Source organism: Gordonia terrae (assembly GCF_001698225.1).
GTDB classification, from domain to species: domain Bacteria; phylum Actinomycetota; class Actinomycetes; order Mycobacteriales; family Mycobacteriaceae; genus Gordonia; species Gordonia terrae.
The window spans coordinates 1006453-1022640 of sequence record NZ_CP016594.1 but is presented as its reverse complement, the minus strand read 5'-3'; the positions used below and the strand labels follow the sequence as shown (position 1 = coordinate 1022640).

Here is a 16188-nt window from a genome sequence, read left to right as displayed (position 1 = left end):
AATCGGCCGCAGCAGTCGTTTTGACGTATGTGAACCAAATTGCAGGCAAGCCAGATCAGAATCGTGATCGCGACGCCGGCCGGCGCGCGGAATCGCGGCGCGGACAACTCTCGGTCCAACAACTGGGACCCCCCTGCAGCCTCCCGGTGCATAAGTCATCGCCACGTGGACCGAGGCACTCACGGTAGGTGACAGGTCGGCCGCATTCGACACAAGCGAGACCGGTGTTGATCGTCGTGTAGTTCACCCCCACAATGTATTTCGCAAGCAGAGACAGGTGCGTCACCGGACCGCTCATCGGGAGTATCGCGAAATCCGAGATGGCGAACAGCCCACCAGATCCCCGAGGTCCGGCTGGCGGGACAAACGCTTCGCAACGGGAAAGACATCGAGTGGAGTGGTACGGAACATCACAACCGCGCGTAACTGCGCCCGTACAAGGGTCCGCTCATGTCAACCGATTCAGCTGTCTCACCCACCGAAGAGCCACACGAGGGATCCCAGAGCGTCGGGTGGTCGCCTCGACTCGTTCTGGGCCTCATTGCGATCATCCTCCTGCTCGAGGTCTTCTCGATCAGTTACATGATGGTCGCAACGGCACTACCTGACATCGCGGCTCACTTCGGCACCAATCAGGTGGCCTGGACCGTAACCGCTTTCGCACTCACGGGCGCCGTCGTTTCGCCGCTCGTCGCTAAACTGGCACTCATCTTCGGCAAACGGACGATGCTGATCACATGCGTCGCTGTTGCCTCGGTGGGGGCTCTCATCAGCGCTCTGGCCCCGACTTTCGGAATCCTGATCCTGGGTCGGGCGATCTTCGGGTTCCTTGTGCCCTGCCTGTTCCTGAGCTACCTGCTAATCCGGGACGTGTTCCCGCCCAGGACCGTTCCGATGGCGATCAGCATCGTGACGAGCGGCATGGGCCTCATCGCGGTGCCGGCACCATTTCTGACCGGGTTCCTGCTCGACCGTTATGGGTTCCGGAGTGTGTTCTGGTTCTTCTTCATCACCACGCTGGTCCTGATGGTGGTGATCCGCGCGCTAGTCGAAGAATCGTCTGTGCGGGTTGAATCCCGGATCGACCTGCTGGGCGCCGCTCTTCTCGGCGCCGGCGTCGCGGGCGTCCTGATCGCCATCAGCTTCGGCCCCAGCTGGGGCTGGGCCGCGGGTTCGACGTTGATGTTCCTGGCGGCCGGTATCGTCCTGTTGCTCCTGTGGATCGCATCCGCCCGACGCATCGCGAACCCGCTCATCGACCTCAAGGTCTTGTGCCGCAGGTCGGTCATGCTGACGGTCACGTCATCGGGACTGGCCTACGGGGTGTCAGGGTTGTTCGGAACCCTCCTACCCACGATGATCATGGCTCCCGTCGTGTTCGACCTCGGCTACGGATGGGGGCTTTCCGCGGAGGAATTCGCCTTCTTCCAGTTGCCCGTCGTCATCGCCATCGTGCTCAGCGGACTCCTGGCCGGCTACCTCATGGGACGGGGCCGCACCCCACGGGTGGCAATGATCGCCGGTATGGCCGTCAACACTTTCGGCTTCCTGCTCTTCGCCATCGACCATTCGGACAAGAACATGCTTCTGCTGTTCGGTGCTGTCGTCGGTTTCGGCCAGGGCATGGCGTACGCGGCGATCCCCAACCTCGTCGTCACGATCGTCGAGGTGGAGTATCAGACGGAGGCGGCCAGCATTGTCTCCGTTGCGAAGGGCTTGTTCTCCTCGATCCTCGCACTGGTGGCGTTCACCGTGATGAACAATTGGTACATTGCCACCTCGGTGGAGGGCTCGGTCTTCTACTCCTACACCGGGTTCACCGCGGCCTTCGCCATTGCGGCGGCCGGCGGAGGTCTGGCACTTCTGCTCGCGATCGCGCTACCCCGTCGGATGGCGACGACCGTGAGCGCGGTCGCAGAACCTGCGCGAGCAACAACACACTGATCGACCGGCGCCTGCTCGTCGAAGAGCCCGGGGTTCCTGACGAGGGAACCCCGGGCTCAGCGCTCGCCGACTTCTGTCGACCTATCAGGTACGCGTGGCGGTCGTCCCGAGATTGACCTCCAGAACTGTTCCGGTGGTCAATCCCGGATCCCCGACCAGATACATGACTGCCCTGGTGACGTCTTCGGGCTCGAGCCACGGAACTCCCAGAGGTCCGAGTCCGGCGAACACCGCTCGCGCATCCTCGGGCGTCGGTTTGTCCAGATCGGGACGAAACCGACGTAATGTGCTTTCGTTCATCACCATCGGCGTCGCCACCGAGGTCGGGCACACCACGTTGGCGGTGATCCCACGGGATCCAACCTCCAGCGCCACCGACTTGATGAGCCCGATGACGCCCCATTTGGTGGCCGCGTAGTGCGAAAGATCGTTCATCCCGCCGCGCCCCGCGCCGGAGGACACGCCGATGATCCGACCGAAACCGTTCGTCTTCATCGCGCCCACCGCGGCCCGTACGCAGTTGAACGTGCCGGTCAGATTCGTGTCGACCATGTCGGCCCACTGTTCGTCACTGATGCGATCCACCGGGCTGAAGCCGCAGATCCCGGCGTTGGCAACGAGCACATCGAGCCTGCCGTGGTGGTCCATGATGTCCGCGACGAGTACGTTGACCGCTTGTGAATCCCGCACGTCGAGTTGTGCCGCCGTGGCGCGTCCACCGGCCGCGACGATCTCGCCGACCGTCGCGGCCAACTCCGACTCGGCGGCCAGTTCATAGCTGACGCTGTCTATCTGTCGGGCGATGTCGCTGACGATCACGTGGGCGCCGGCCGCCGCGAGCGCTCTGGCGTGAGCACGACCCTGCCCGCGGGCCGCACCGGTGACCCACGCAGTCCGCCCGGTCAAGTCGCACATGACATGCCCTCCACTACGGGGAGCCCCCGGCTCGAACTCAGAATCGGATGACCCCCCTGACGATCTCACTTGCCAGCATGTCGGCGAAGCCCTTGTTGATGTCCGTCAGCTCGTACTCTCTGGTGACCATTTCGTCCAGCTTCAGTTTTCCGTCCATGTAGAGCCGCAACAACATCGGGATATCGGACCGCGGGTTGGCATTGCCGTACCACGAACCGGTGATGGTTTTGCGCATCGACGTCAGGTCGATCAGCCTCAGATCGACGGCCGACTCCGTCGGGTCGCCGACGGACACTTGAACGCACGTGCCGCCTTTGCCCAGCAACGACATCGCGGGCGCTAGGGCGCTTCCGTGCATCTTGTCGATCGATATGACGACGACGTCTGCCATCGCACCCCACGTCAGATCCTGGAGGAGAGTTGCGGCCTCCGCGATGTCGGAGGCCGCATGCGTGGCCCCGAACCGAAATGCCTCATCCCTCTTGAATGCAGACGGGTCGACGACGACGACGTGGCGTGCACCTGCCATGGCCGCGCCTTGCACTGCACCACAACCGATCCCACCCATTCCGAGAATCACCGCCGTGTCGCCCGGTTGTGTTCTGCCCACGTAGACCGAGGAGCCCCAGCCAGTGGTGACTCCGCATCCCACCAGTGCTGCCCTCTCCAAGGGGACGTCGGGCGTCACTTTCACACACGACGCCTCGTTCACGACGGTGTACTCCGCGAATGCGCCGAGAATGCACATCAGCGAGGCGTCACGTCCTTGGGCATGGTGGCGAGATGTGTCATCGGCGACCTGCAATCCGGGACCGATCTTCGCACCCAGATCACAGACGCTGGACATTCCACGGGCGCAAGCGCGACACCGTCCGCAGGACGGGATGAAGCTCAGGACCACCGGGTCTCCGACCGCGACGGAGGTAACCCCTGGGCCCACTCGTTCGATCACCCCGGCGCCCTCGTGGCCACCGATCAGCGGGTACGCCATCGGATTGGTCCCGTCCCTCATGTGCTCGTCTGAGTGGCACAGCCCAGCCGCCACCATCCTGACCAGGACCTCGCCGTGTCGCGGTTCGTCGAGTTCGATCTCTTCGACGCTCCAGGGCTGATCCGGCCCCCACAACACTGCTGCCTTGGTCTTCATGGTCTGCGCCTTTCGTCGACTTTGTCCGCACCCGCACGGCATCGAGGCTCATCAGGCACGCGAAGTAGCCAGAGACGCTCACCGTGGCAACCGACCATCAGGCTGAAACACAGTCGCTGCACTGGCACTCAACCGCAATTCACGTCGTTGACACAGCGCGTCTCCCGTCAGCCGGGAGACCACCGCCCGCGCACCGCACGAAGACGTTGTAGTCGTCGTGCGCCGGAATCGCAGACGCGGAGTCGGCGCCGGACCGCGCCAAGCCATCCGCCTGAACCCGACCTGTTGAGGACTGAATCATGCCGGAGATGTCGCCCGCTGCCGCCGACGCTTTTCTACGCGACCTCCATGTCGGCGTATTGGCCGTGGAACGAACCTCGAACCCTCCACTGGCGGTGCCGATCTGGTATGACCTCGACGAGGCGGGCAATGTCATCATCTGGACGCCCGCTGACTCGTGGAAGGCGAGGCTGATCGGCGCGGCCGGCAGAGCGACTTTCATCGTCCAGCAGGAAGCAGAGCCATACGCGTACGTGATGATCGAAGGTCACACCACCAGTGCGCCAGCAGATGAGGGGACGGCCCGTCGTATTGCCCGGCGATACTTCGGGGAGGCGCGGGGCGACCAGTTTCTGGACTCGACCCCCGTCGACGGCAACCTCGTCATCACCATTCACCGAGACAAGCTGCGATCCTTTACCTACGACGAGTGACCAGACGTCTGCGCTCGCGAACCCATCGACCTCGTCAGAGATCCCCGATTCGATGCACCCGAATCGAATTGGTGAGACCTCCGGTGCCCGCGGGCACTCCCGCGATGATGACAACCGTGTCGCCATGCACGCACAGGCCACTCTTGGTCAATTCCTGATCGATCTGCGCGATCATGGCGTCGGTCGTCTCGACCCGGCCGACAAGGTGAGGATCAGTCCCCCAGCTCAGCGCGAGGCTGTTTCGCACAGCAACGTTCGGGGTGAAGCCGACGATCGGCAACGACGGATGAAGGCGAGCCACTCGTCGGACAGTGTCACCGGACTGGGTGTAGGCGACCAGAGCTTGCGCCTCGAGCCTTTCGGCTATGTCCCGGGCGGCGTAGGACACGACACCCGAACGCGTCTTCGGCATGTGTCCAAACGGGGAGGCTCTGGAGGAGTCGGATTCCGCTGCGACGACAATTCGCGACATCGTGCGAACGGTTTCCACTGCATGCCGGCCGACCGAGGTCTCTCCAGAGAGCATCACCGCGTCGGCTCCGTCGAGAACCGCGTTGGCGACATCCGATGCCTCGGCTCGAGTGGGGCGCGAATTCTCGATCATAGAATCGAGCATCTGTGTCGCGACGATGACCGGTTTGGCGTACTCGCGTGCGAGTTCGATGACCCGCTTCTGTGCCAAAGGGACGTTCTCCAGGGGGATTTCGACACCCAGATCGCCGCGCGCGACCATCACGGCGTCGAATGCGTTCACGATGGCCTCGATGTCGGCAACCGCTTCGGGCTTTTCGATCTTGGCGATGACGGGGGTTCTGCGGCCCATTCGGTCCATGACAGCGGACACCTGCTCGATGTCAGATGCCTTCCGGACGAACGACAACGCGACGAGGTCGACTCCGAGGTCGAGTGCGAATTCGAGATCTTCGATGTCCTTGTCGGACATGGCGGGCACCGACACGTTCATCCCTGGGAGCGACAGCCCTTTGTTGTTGCTGATCGGTCCGCCGTGGACGACCCGACACACGACATCGGATGATCCCTCGATCGAGTCGACGCGCAACTCCAACTTCCCATCGTCGACGAGAATGGTGTCGCCGGGCCGAGCGTCGGCGACGAGCTCGCTGTACGTCGTCGATACTCGACGGTGGGTCCCGGGAACGTCCTCCACGGTGATGCGAACGATCTCGTCGACCGACCAGACAGTCGGGCCCTCCTCGAATCGGCCTAGTCGGATCTTCGGTCCTTGCAGGTCGGCGAGGATCGCCACGGACGCCCCGTGGCGTTCGGCAGCAGCGCGCACCATCGAGTATCGGGCCGCGTGTTCGGAGTGGTCACCGTGACTGAAGTTGAGTCGTGCGACGTTCATACCGCTGGTGATGAGTTCGTCCAGGGTGCCATCGGTGTCCGTCGACGGACCCAGTGTGCACACGATTTTCGTCCTTCGATCGAGTGCGATTCGAGGGGTGGCACTCTGGAGTGACGTGTCGGCCAGATCATGTGTAGCAGTACTCACTGTGGTTCCTCCTGAAGCTATGTCGAGGCCGCATCCCGCGTGACGTGGTCGGCGGGGCGGGGTCGTCGGCGGCTCGCCGGGTACCCGGCTCATGACTGTTCCCAGATCAGGTTGGTCAGAGCGCCTTCAGTTCCTCGATGACCGAATGGACGGACTTCTTCGCGTCTCCGAACAGCATCGAGGTGCGATCGGCGGTGAAGAGCGGGTTGTCGATACCCGCATAGCCCGAACTCATCGACCGCTTGAGTACGATCACCGACCGCGACTCGTCTACGTCGAGAATCGGCATCCCGTGGATGGGCGAACTGGGATCGTTGCGAGCGGCCGGGTTGGTGACGTCGTTTGCGCCGATGACGAGGGTGACATCGGTTCGAGAGAACTCGCCGTTGATGTCGTCCATCTCCTTCATCGAGTCGTAGTCCACGTCCGCTTCGGCGAGCAACACGTTCATGTGACCGGGCATACGGCCGGCGACCGGGTGGATCGCGTACTTCACCTCGACGCCCTTCGACTCGAGAATCGCCGCCATGTCCTTCACTGCGTGCTGAGCCTGGGCGACAGCCAAGCCGTAACCCGGGACCACGATCACCTGCGACGCATACGCCATCTGGATTGCGGCGTCCGCGGCGGATGTGGACTTCACGGTGCCGCCGCCCCCGTCGGCCGCAGCGCCCGCCGCGGACGCGTCGGCTCCGCCGAACGAACCGAACACGATCGCTGGTATCGACCGGTTCATCGCCGTCGCCATCAGGTTGGTCAGGATGGTGCCTGACGCGCCGACGATCATGCCCGCGACAATCATCGCGGTGTTGTTCAGCGCCAGGCCTGCGGCGGCCGCCGAAAGCCCGGTCAGGGCGTTGAGCAGCGAGATGACCACCGGCATGTCCGCGCCGCCGATCGGTAACACGACGAACAGACCCAGCAGTCCGGCAGCGATCAATACGGCCACGATCCACCAGGTGGCCGTACCCTCACCAGGTGTCGCATGAAGGCCGATCCACACCGACGCGGCGATCGCAGACAACACGAGGAGCATGTTCAGTACCTGGAACGTGCGCGCCCTGGCGACAAACGCCTTCTCGACCTCTTTGTTCAGCAATTCCTGCAACTTGGCGAACGCCACCAGCGACCCCCAGAATGACACCGAACCGACGATCGCGGCGAACAGGGAGCCGACGACGATGTGGACCGTCGGTTCCTCGCCGTGCTGGAAGGCCGAGAAGCCGTCGGTCTCGAGGAACTCCGCCCATGCGATGAGAGCGACCGTGCCTCCCCCGACCCCGTTGAACAGTGCGACCAATTGCGGCATCGCCGTCATCTTGGTGCGCCTGGCCGGCGGAACACCGAGGATCACACCGATTGCCAGACCCGCGGCGATCAAGACCCAATTGGTCGCGGCGGTCTCACGCACCTCGATCAGCGTGGCGACGACGGCCACGCCCATGCCGATTGCCGCGATCCAGTTGCCGCGCACAGCAGTCTTGGGTCCGGTCAGGCCCATCAGTCCGTAGATGAAAAGGGCGAAGGATGCGATGTAGAGAGCCGCCACCAGGTTGTTCACTTGTCGGCCCCCTCACGCACGACCGGAGCGGCCTTGGATTTGAACATCCCCAGCATGCGGTCGGTGACCAGGAAGCCGCCCACCACATTGAGGGTGCCGAAGATCAGCGCGACGAACGCGATGCCCCGCACGCCCCATGACGCGTCCTCGGGCAACCGACCGAGGACGATGAGCGCACCCAGAACGACGATGCCGTGGATGGCGTTGGTACCCGACATCAGGGGCGTGTGCAGCGTATTGGGCACCTTGGAGATGACGGCGAACCCGACGAACCCGGCCAGAACCAGGATCGCGATGTTCGAGAGCAGTGACATGTACATCAGGGGATGTTCTCCATCGAATCGGACCGCTATCGGTTGAAGAGGTTTGCCTAGCGCAGACCCGCGTCAGCCGGCGAGGCGACCTGGGGTCAAAAGCTGCTGACAGCGACTGCTCGGCGATTCTGAGCAGCACACGGACGATCACGAACGCATGCGTTGTAGGCCGGTGACGCAGGACTTCTCGAGAACCTCGTCGGCGAAGTCCGGCGCCAACGAGCCGGACTCGTCGAGCATCAGTTCCAGCAGCGCGGACACGTTCTTCGAGTACAGCTCGCTGGCGTGCTCGGGCATCGTGGCCGGCAGGTTCAGCGGTGAGCAGATGGTGACACTGTTCTTCACGACGGTCTGGCCGGGCTCGGTGAGTTCGCAGTTTCCGCCCGTCTCCCCCGCCAGGTCGACAATCACGCTCCCCGGCTTCATGGCTGCCACGGCCGCCGCCGTGACCAGTCGCGGGGCGGGTCGGCCGGGCACCAATGCGGTGGTGATGACTACGTCGAACGTCGAAATGGCCTTCTCGAGCGCCACTTGCTGCTGGGCGCGCTCGCCGTGGGAGAGTTCACGGGCGTACCCACCCTCTCCCGCCGCCTCGATCCCGAGCTCGAGCCATTGCGCTCCCACGGATCGCACCTGATCGGCCACCTCGGGACGCACGTCGTACCCGGTCGGACGGGCGCCGAGACGCTTGGCCGTCGCGAGAGCCTGCAACCCGGCGACACCGACCCCGAGCACCAGGACGGTGGCTGGTTTCACGGTGCCCGCCGCTGTGGTCAGCATCGGGAAGAACCGCGGCGACTGCGACGCCGCGAGCAGAACCGCTTTGTAACCGGCCACATTGGCCTGCGAGGACAGGGCGTCCATCACCTGTGCGCGTGAGATGCGCGGGATCGCCTCCACCGCGAACGCGTGGACCCCGCCCGCGGCGAGCGCGGGAATGGACGTGTCTGCGTTGCGGGGCGTCAGGAAGCCGATGAGGGTGGTTCCCGACGCAAGTTTGCCCACCTCGATCTCCGAGGGCGGCGCCACCTTGACGACCACGTCAGCCGACCAGGGGTTGCCGATCTCGGCGCCCGCCCCGACGTAGAGCTCATCCGGGATGAGCGCACCGAGGCCCGCCCCGGCCTCTACGACCACTTGTATCCCCTTGCTCACCAACGACGACACGACCTTGGGGACCAGCGCCACCCGTCGTTCGCCCTCCGCCGTCTCTCGCACGACACCGACGAGCGCACCCCGCGCTTCTTCGTCTAACAATGTGGAGCACACTTCCTGTTCGGATCTCATAGCAGCAGAGGTCGTTTCATGAATTGGTTGACGAGCGCTTCCACGACCACCACCGGCGTCGCCGGTGTGTCGTCCACGACGCGGAGGAACGATCGGTTGCCCGAGCACAGTTCGACGCTGACTCCGACAAGCCGATGTCGACTGTTTCGATATCGGTCGTGGGGTGCTCCTCCGGGACGGCTGACCTAGGCTCTTGTTGTTCGGCCTTGTCCAATGCGCGCATCAGCGTGTTGATCACCACGTCTTCGTAAGCCACGTAACCGACCTTTCTGGACGCGCCCGCCGGGATGTGCTGAGACGTGTCACGACGACACCGCCGTGGCTGAAACCGTTGTGGGAACCGACTTCTCGAATCGGGGAGCCCGCCGGATCAGTAGGGGCCCGGCCACCGCTATGAGCAGGAGCAACCCGAGCGGGAGTATCGGCATCCATGAGATGCCCCACTCGTCGACGACAGCCGTGATGGCGGCGGGCCCCACGAACATTCCCGTTACGCCAACAGCGTTGACCAGCCCGATGTTGCGGCCGGCGTTACGTGGGTCCATGCGGCCGGCAGCCGACAACATGATGGGAACGATGCAGGACACACCGAGGCCGACCAGCGCAAAACCCACCAGCGCCTGCGCCGGGGCTGCGGCGGTCATCATGCATCCCGCACCTGCGGCACCGATGATTCCGCTACCCGCCATGACGGCCTTCTGCCCGAAACGCTCAGTGACCTTGTCACCCAACACGCGGCCCACGAATTGCGCACCGGAGAACACGGTGACGGCCATCCCCGCGGCACCGGCCGTGGTATCGAGCGTCCGTCGCACGAACTCCTGCCCCCAGTCGTAGGCCGCGTTCTCGGCAAGGTAGGACACGAACGCCAACAGACCGAACCCGATCATCACCGACAACCCGATGAATCCTGCGGTTCTCGCAACGGGACTCGCCTCCGAACTCGGCGCGACGTCGGTGTCGGCGCTCCAGCCGTCCGACTGTTCATCCGGCAGCACCTCGTCTCGCCGGAGATACATCCGGCCGAAAACGAACCCCAGCACGGACATCGCCACGCCCATCACCAAGAACGGGACCAACGCACTCTCGGTGAACGTCCGCGCGAAGGCGCTGCCGATGATCCCGAATACGAAACCACCGGCGGGATAGGCGGCGTGAAAGGAGGAGATGATGGGTCGCCGGTAGTGGCGCTCCAGTTCAACGCCATTGACGTTGATGACGATGTCGACGAAGCCGCGGAGGATCCCCGCCATCAGTCCCGTCGCGAGCAGGACTGCCATCCCGTCGAGAACAGCAAGCGGCACGTAGAGCAGTGGGTACACGGTCAAGGCGGGTACGGCGACAGCGCGGCATCCCCAACGGTCGATGATCGGTCCCGACACGGCACACCCGATGGCGAAACCCAAGCCGAGAGCGAACGCCAGCGAGCCGAAGCTGGCGTCGCCGTCGTCACCTTGCCACCCAAGGTTATGCCGCAGCGACGTTGTGCTGGTCGACCACATCAGGATGACTGCGCCCAGCTGAAAGAAGCCGAAGAATGTTGCGATACGGGACATCACGAGTCGACGAGGCCTCTGTGTGGCAGGTTGTCTGATCTTGGTCATGATTCGTCCTAGCGTCGGAATGGCGCGGGTCAGAGGCGGTGGCGGTCACCGGCGAGTTCGCGGTTGAAAAAGTCGATGCCCTGCAGGATCTCGCGTTGCGGGTCCGGCGACATGTCTATCTCGGCCACCGCCCAGCCCTCCCAGTCATTGCGATCGAGGAGCTTCGTCCATGCACGCCAGTCGACGACTCCGTCGCCGGAACCCAGGACGCGGAAGTACTTGATCATCTCGTCGTGCCTGGCCATGGGCGGTCCGCTCAGCGTGTGCGGCGGAAGGTGCATCGCGCAGTCTTTCCAGTGCAGGACGGGGGCGCGCGTGGAGTGTTTCTCGACGACGGCCAGTGGATCCCCGCCGTCGAGAGCAATATGACCGGCGTCAATACACAACTTCACCGTGTCGGGATCAGTCGCGGACATGAGGCTGTCGATATCCGCTGTGCGCGAGGCCAGGGAGTACGCGTCGGTGTGAACGGCGACATGCACGCCTTCTGCTGCGGCCACCGCTCCGATACCGTTCAGCAGATCGGCGATCTCGGCGAGCAGGGCGCTGTCAGCGGGGGCGTCGAAGTCCGCTGCCGGAGCTGGGACTCCGACAACGTCGGAGAATTCCGCCCGGGGAATCGTGCTGGTCACTAGGGTCGAGCAACCCACCTCCCGGAGAAATGCCGCATGTGCCGCCGTATCGTCGTGCAGCGCACGCTCGGCTTCGCGACGTGCCGGCGCGTCTGGTGCGTCGAGGACCGCTTTGAGCAAGACCGGCAGAACATAGCTCGACGACATCTGGAGCCCCCGACGATCGAGTTCGCTCTTGAACGCCGCAGCCGAACCGTACGAACGCAATGCGTTGACCCATCCCCCGGGTACGGGCGCGAGCTCGATTCCGCTCAACCCGACTTCAGCGGCGGCGTCGAGCATTCGATCGAAGAACGGCTTCGGATCGGCGTCGACCTCACGCTCGAATGCATCGTGCGGCAGGTCGGGCGCCATGCCCCAGTACGACGACGCGAAATAGGTGACGAGGTCGGTGCTCCATCGCATGGTCAGGCTCATGAGGTGACCTCGTCCACCGTGACCCACTCGTGGCTGTCGGCGGAACGCATGACGGCCTCGATGATGCGTTGAGTTCGTGTGGCTTCCGCGAAACCAGGTGATCCTGGCCGGTTTTCGACGATTGCTCGGACAAATTTCTGGAGTTGTAGGGCGGCGTCGTCGACATACCCGGACCCCATGCCGCCGAGGGGGTACCAGTAGTCCTCATGGTTCTCGTTGAGGTTGACCGTGCGGAAGCCCTGCTTGTCGGGATCGTCGTCGATCAGACTCAGCTTGACCTGATCGGAGTGATTCCAGTCGAATTCGACGGTGCCGCGGGTGCATTCGAGCTCGAAGAACATCCGGTTCTTACGGCCGGATGCGTACACGGTGGCTGCGAATGATCCAATGGCGCCGTTGCGGAACTTGGTCATCCACAGTGCGGCATCGTCGAGATACTCTCCCTCGCGCCTCTCGCGATCAGGTAGCCAGGCGGAGTTCTCCGCCGGATCCTTGGCACCGACAATCGCGGTGACCGACTCGATGTCTCCCACGAGGTATGACGCGAGATCGATGATGTGGGAACCGATATCGCCCGTCACACCCGACCCGCCGGCCCCTTTCTTTGCGCGCCAGCCGCTCAGTACGCGCCCGAGAGCCCCGACGTCCTGTGTGTAGTGAGCGCGGAACTGGAGCGGGTGACCGAGTGTGCCGTCATCGAGCATTCGTTTGACGAAGGACATCGCTGCTGCATGACGGTAGTTGAACCCGACCTGGCTGACCGTTGTGCTCGCGGCCGCCGCTGACTGCATGAGTTCGGCGTCGGCAAGACTGTTGCTGATGGGCTTCTCGACGAACACGTGCTTGCCGGCAGCCAGTGCGGCTATGGCGATCTCGGCGTGGGATGCCGGCGGGGTGACGATGTCGACCACGTCGATGTCGTCGCGGGCGATCACTTCCCGCCAGTCGGCGGACCACTCATCCCAGCCGAGACGGCTCGCTGCGGTCTTGGCACGGTCCTGGTCGGCTTCGACCAGGACCGCTTTGCGGACGGTGGCGCCGGTGTCGGCGGTGATGGGCGCAAGCGCCCACCCGAGGCTGTGGGCATAACCCATGAAGCCGCCCCCGCCGATGATCGCGACGTTGATGTCGGTCATGACAGTGTTTCTCCTTCAGCGCACCGGCTGTCGAGGCCGGTGCGATCGTTGGTGTGCTGCGCCCGATTACCCGCGGCCGCTACGCGTGGTTGCTGCTTGGTCGGCGAAATCCATGAGATCGGACAGGGTGGGCATCGCCAGGGAGCACTGCGGTCGGGTGGCGACCAGAGCACCCGCTGCGTTGGCCATATCGAGCGTCATCTGTAGGGGCATGCCGCGCAGGAGGCCATGACACAACGCCCCTCCGAAGGCGTCGCCAGCTCCCAGACCATTGACGACGTCTACAGGAATCGGTTGCGAGACAATACGTTCGGATCGAGTACGTGCCATCACGCCATTCGGCCCCATTTTGACTATCGCCAGCTCCACACCGCGGTCGAGCAGAGCCTCGGCTGCGCGATCGGGGTCGCTCTCCCCTACTGCCACCCGGCATTCCTCGAGATTGCCGACGGTGACGGTGACATGGTCGAGGGCCTCGGACACCGCGGTGTGCGCATGGTGCTCGTCGTCCCAGAACATGGGTCGGTAGTCCAGATCGAGGATCGTGTTCGACCGGCGGTTCCGCCGATTCCATGCCGTGTGGTGGGCAGACCGGCTCGGTTCCCGAGAGAGTCCCGTCGCCGTTGCCCAGAAGATCGGGGCTCGTTCGACCTCGTCGAGCGGGAGATCGGCCTCGTCGAGGTACATGTCAGGGGCGGTGGGTTCGCGGTAGATGTACAGCGGGAAATCGTCGGGCGGGAACACCTCGCAGAACGTCAGTACCGACTTCAGTCCGGACACCGGGGTGATGCCGGTGTTGTCCACGCCCAGGCGTTTGAGCTCGGCGCGGGCATACTCCCCGAACGGGTCGTCGCCGATACGGGTGACCAGGCGCACCGAGTTGCCCAATTGTGCGGCAGCCACTGCCACGTTGGTGGCGCTGCCTCCGATCGATTTGCTGAAGCTCGAGATGTCTGCCAGTCCGACGCCGAACTGTTCTGGGTAGATGTCGATACAGACCCTGCCGATGACCAAGACGTCGGGGATTGAGGGATTGGTGTTGATCATGTGTGACTCGTCCGGACTCGATCGGTGATGGTCTGAAGGTTCTGCGCAGCGTGTGCTCGCAGGTAGGTACGGGGTTGCGGGGATCGGGTGGCTTCGCTCCACACGGCGCGGCCGGCCAGGAACCCACTGGCGCCGCCGGCAACCGCGGCCGCCGCCGCAGCCGGGAAGTCCGCCCCGCTGACGCCGGATGACAGCACCACCCAGGGGCAGTACAACTGCTCTGTGATGGATCGCGCAGTGGCGGTGGCGAGTTCGCGATGATGGTGGCCGGAGTAGACGACCTCGGTCTTATAGAGATCGGGTTGGGTCTGCGACAGATCTGCGGCCGCTTCGACCAGCGCCTCGGCAAACCCTTCGGAACTGGCCGCAGCAGTACCCTCTCGCGGCCGCACGACGCCCTCGAGCACCCCGGGGAGCCCGATCTCCCGGCATCGCGCCATGAAGGAGTGCGCCAGGTCGATGGCCTCGGAGCGGCGGGCGGGGTGCCAGGGCAGCAAGAATTTCAGCGCCTGGGCGCGGAATGTGCGCGCCGTGTCGGCAGTGACCGAGTCGTCCAGCTCCGCTATGTCGACTGGACCGCCCGGCTGACTTGACGAGAGTATGTCAGCGGCGAGGATGACGGGGCATTGCGATTTCTGCGCGGCCGCGAGTCCGTAGTCTTGGTCCAACAGTATGCCGCTGGCCGTATCACCGATCGCCTCGACGAGATCGGCCTTGAACTCGGTCAGGTCCTCGTCTGAGACAGCTTCGCCGCTCCGGCCGGACGCGAGCATGTGGCGAAGAGACCCGCGTTGATCGACGGCGACCATGGTGAACAAACCATGGGCATCACGGAATACATCAATGGGTGAGGTCGGTGCGGGGTCGCCCTCCACGGCGACGCCAGGGCTCGACTGGATGTTCATCTGATGACCACCGGGTTGACTGGGGCGCCGCTGGCGCCGGAGATTTTCAGGGGGGCTGCGGTGTAGAGGAAGCTCCAACGCCGGTCGGCGGCGCAGGCGTCCGCCAGCGGGTCGAGTTGGCAGAGTTCGGTGAACGCGACTCCGAGATTGCGCATCAGCGCGCAATGCAGCGGCAATTGCAGGCCGCCTGGATAGAAGCTGAGCTCGTTCGCGATGGTGTCGGTGACGAGGTTGGGGATTTCCATCCGCTGAAACCACTCGACGAGTTCACGACTGTAGACCAGGCCGGGCTCGTTCCAATCGCGGTAGAACTCGTCGACCGGGCTGCGGTAGTACGACCCGATCCATCCGGTACGAATGATCAGGATGTCGCGCGGCTCGATGGTGGTGCCCTGGTCGGCGGCCGCGCTCAAAAGATCTGCGAGGGTGATCTGTTCGCCGTTGCCGAGCACGTCTTTACCCCGCGCTCGGGCCATGTCGATGAGGACCCCTCGTCCGACAACCCCTTTCTCCGCGATGGGAAGCACCGACGCTCGTTCGAGCCGCCCGACCGTGCTGTCGGCGGAGTAACCGTTCCACACCTGATCGCCGTACCAGTAGTGTGCGAGCGCGTCGTACTGTGACGAGCCTTGGGTGAACATCTCGATCCGGTCATCGGCCCAGTGATGTCCGTCGGACGGTTCCGGCTCCTCGCCGCGCACGAAGTAACCCTCGTCCATCACCGGTGTACGGACTGCCGGCTCGCGGCCCGGCCAGACAGGGTCGGGACGGTCGGGGTCCCCGATCGGGACCTGGAGGGTGAACACCTCGCCGGTTTCGACAGTGCTGACGGCACGGAGTACCTGGGCAGCGTCGAGATAGTTGAGGCTGCCGACCTCGTCGTCCGGGCCCCACTTGCCCCAGTTCTTCGGGCTGTCCGGGCCTAGAAGTTCTTCGATGGTGGTCGCGACGTTGTCGTCCGACATGGTGTTCTCCTTCGGTGCGTGTCGGCGTCGGGAGGTCGAACCGGACCCGCGTCCGGGGCCCGCGACGGCGTCGTGATCTGGACCGCCG

The 16188-nt window shown here is 64.1% G+C and carries 14 protein-coding genes; 2 read left to right on the top strand and 12 right to left on the bottom strand.

All coding sequences use genetic code 11. The features are described 5' to 3' along the window. Window positions 1-450: 450 nt before the first annotated feature. The gene (locus BCM27_RS04710; protein ID WP_004023228.1) at window positions 451-1944 is read left to right on the top strand and encodes an MFS transporter; all 1494 of its coding nucleotides are present in this window, start codon (window positions 451-453) and stop codon (window positions 1942-1944) included. An 84-nt stretch (window positions 1945-2028) separates the two neighbouring features. On the opposite strand, the gene BCM27_RS04705 is transcribed toward BCM27_RS04710, so the two are convergent. Beyond that, window positions 2029-2859 (bottom strand): mycofactocin-coupled SDR family oxidoreductase, encoded by an 831-nt coding sequence (locus tag BCM27_RS04705; protein ID WP_004023229.1) that lies wholly within the window; start codon window positions 2857-2859, stop codon window positions 2029-2031. A gap of 37 nt (window positions 2860-2896) precedes the next feature. Further along, window positions 2897-4006, bottom strand: a complete 1110-nt coding sequence (locus BCM27_RS04700) for an NDMA-dependent alcohol dehydrogenase (RefSeq protein WP_004023230.1) — start codon at window positions 4004-4006, stop codon at window positions 2897-2899. Between the two features lie 299 nt (window positions 4007-4305). On the opposite strand from BCM27_RS04700, the gene BCM27_RS04695 reads away from it, so the two are divergent. Continuing rightward, entirely contained in the window at window positions 4306-4719 is a 414-nt protein-coding gene (locus BCM27_RS04695) for a pyridoxamine 5'-phosphate oxidase family protein (RefSeq protein ID WP_004023231.1), read from the top strand. 34 nt (window positions 4720-4753) lie between these two features. On the opposite strand, the gene pyk is transcribed toward BCM27_RS04695, so the two are convergent. From pyk to BCM27_RS04645, 10 genes are all read right to left on the bottom strand, one after another. Then, complete coding sequence (pyk, locus tag BCM27_RS04690; protein WP_239450691.1) at window positions 4754-6211, bottom strand: pyruvate kinase; 1458 nt, start codon at window positions 6209-6211, stop codon at window positions 4754-4756. Window positions 6212-6347: 136 nt separating this feature from the next. Further along, window positions 6348-7793, bottom strand: a complete 1446-nt coding sequence (locus BCM27_RS04685) for an NAD(P)(+) transhydrogenase (Re/Si-specific) subunit beta (protein ID WP_004023233.1) — start codon at window positions 7791-7793, stop codon at window positions 6348-6350. Beyond that, window positions 7790-8113 (bottom strand): NAD(P) transhydrogenase subunit alpha part 2, encoded by a 324-nt coding sequence (locus tag BCM27_RS04680; RefSeq protein ID WP_004023234.1) that lies wholly within the window; start codon window positions 8111-8113, stop codon window positions 7790-7792. The genes BCM27_RS04685 and BCM27_RS04680 overlap by 4 nt, the downstream gene beginning before the upstream one ends. A 141-nt stretch (window positions 8114-8254) precedes the next feature. Continuing rightward, window positions 8255-9394 (bottom strand): NAD(P) transhydrogenase subunit alpha, encoded by a 1140-nt coding sequence (locus tag BCM27_RS04675; protein ID WP_051987157.1) that lies wholly within the window; start codon window positions 9392-9394, stop codon window positions 8255-8257. Window positions 9395-9696: 302 nt separating this feature from the next. Further along, window positions 9697-10998, bottom strand: a complete 1302-nt coding sequence (locus BCM27_RS04670) for an MFS transporter (RefSeq protein WP_004023236.1) — start codon at window positions 10996-10998, stop codon at window positions 9697-9699. Between the two features lie 29 nt (window positions 10999-11027). After that, window positions 11028-12047, bottom strand: a complete 1020-nt coding sequence (locus BCM27_RS04665) for a sugar phosphate isomerase/epimerase family protein (protein ID WP_004023237.1) — start codon at window positions 12045-12047, stop codon at window positions 11028-11030. Then, window positions 12044-13183, bottom strand: a complete 1140-nt coding sequence (locus BCM27_RS04660) for a Gfo/Idh/MocA family protein (RefSeq protein ID WP_004023238.1) — start codon at window positions 13181-13183, stop codon at window positions 12044-12046. The genes BCM27_RS04665 and BCM27_RS04660 overlap by 4 nt, the downstream gene beginning before the upstream one ends. Before the next feature lie 66 nt (window positions 13184-13249). Then, complete coding sequence (gene iolC, locus BCM27_RS04655; protein ID WP_004023239.1) at window positions 13250-14230, bottom strand: 5-dehydro-2-deoxygluconokinase; 981 nt, start codon at window positions 14228-14230, stop codon at window positions 13250-13252. Next, window positions 14227-15135 carry a putative aldolase gene (locus BCM27_RS04650; protein ID WP_004023240.1) on the bottom strand — a complete coding sequence of 303 codons (909 nt, stop codon included), beginning with the start codon at window positions 15133-15135 and terminating at the stop codon, window positions 14227-14229. The genes iolC and BCM27_RS04650 overlap by 4 nt, the downstream gene beginning before the upstream one ends. Then, complete coding sequence (locus BCM27_RS04645; RefSeq protein ID WP_004023241.1) at window positions 15132-16100, bottom strand: cyclase family protein; 969 nt, start codon at window positions 16098-16100, stop codon at window positions 15132-15134. The genes BCM27_RS04650 and BCM27_RS04645 overlap by 4 nt, the downstream gene beginning before the upstream one ends. Window positions 16101-16188 lie beyond the last annotated feature (88 nt).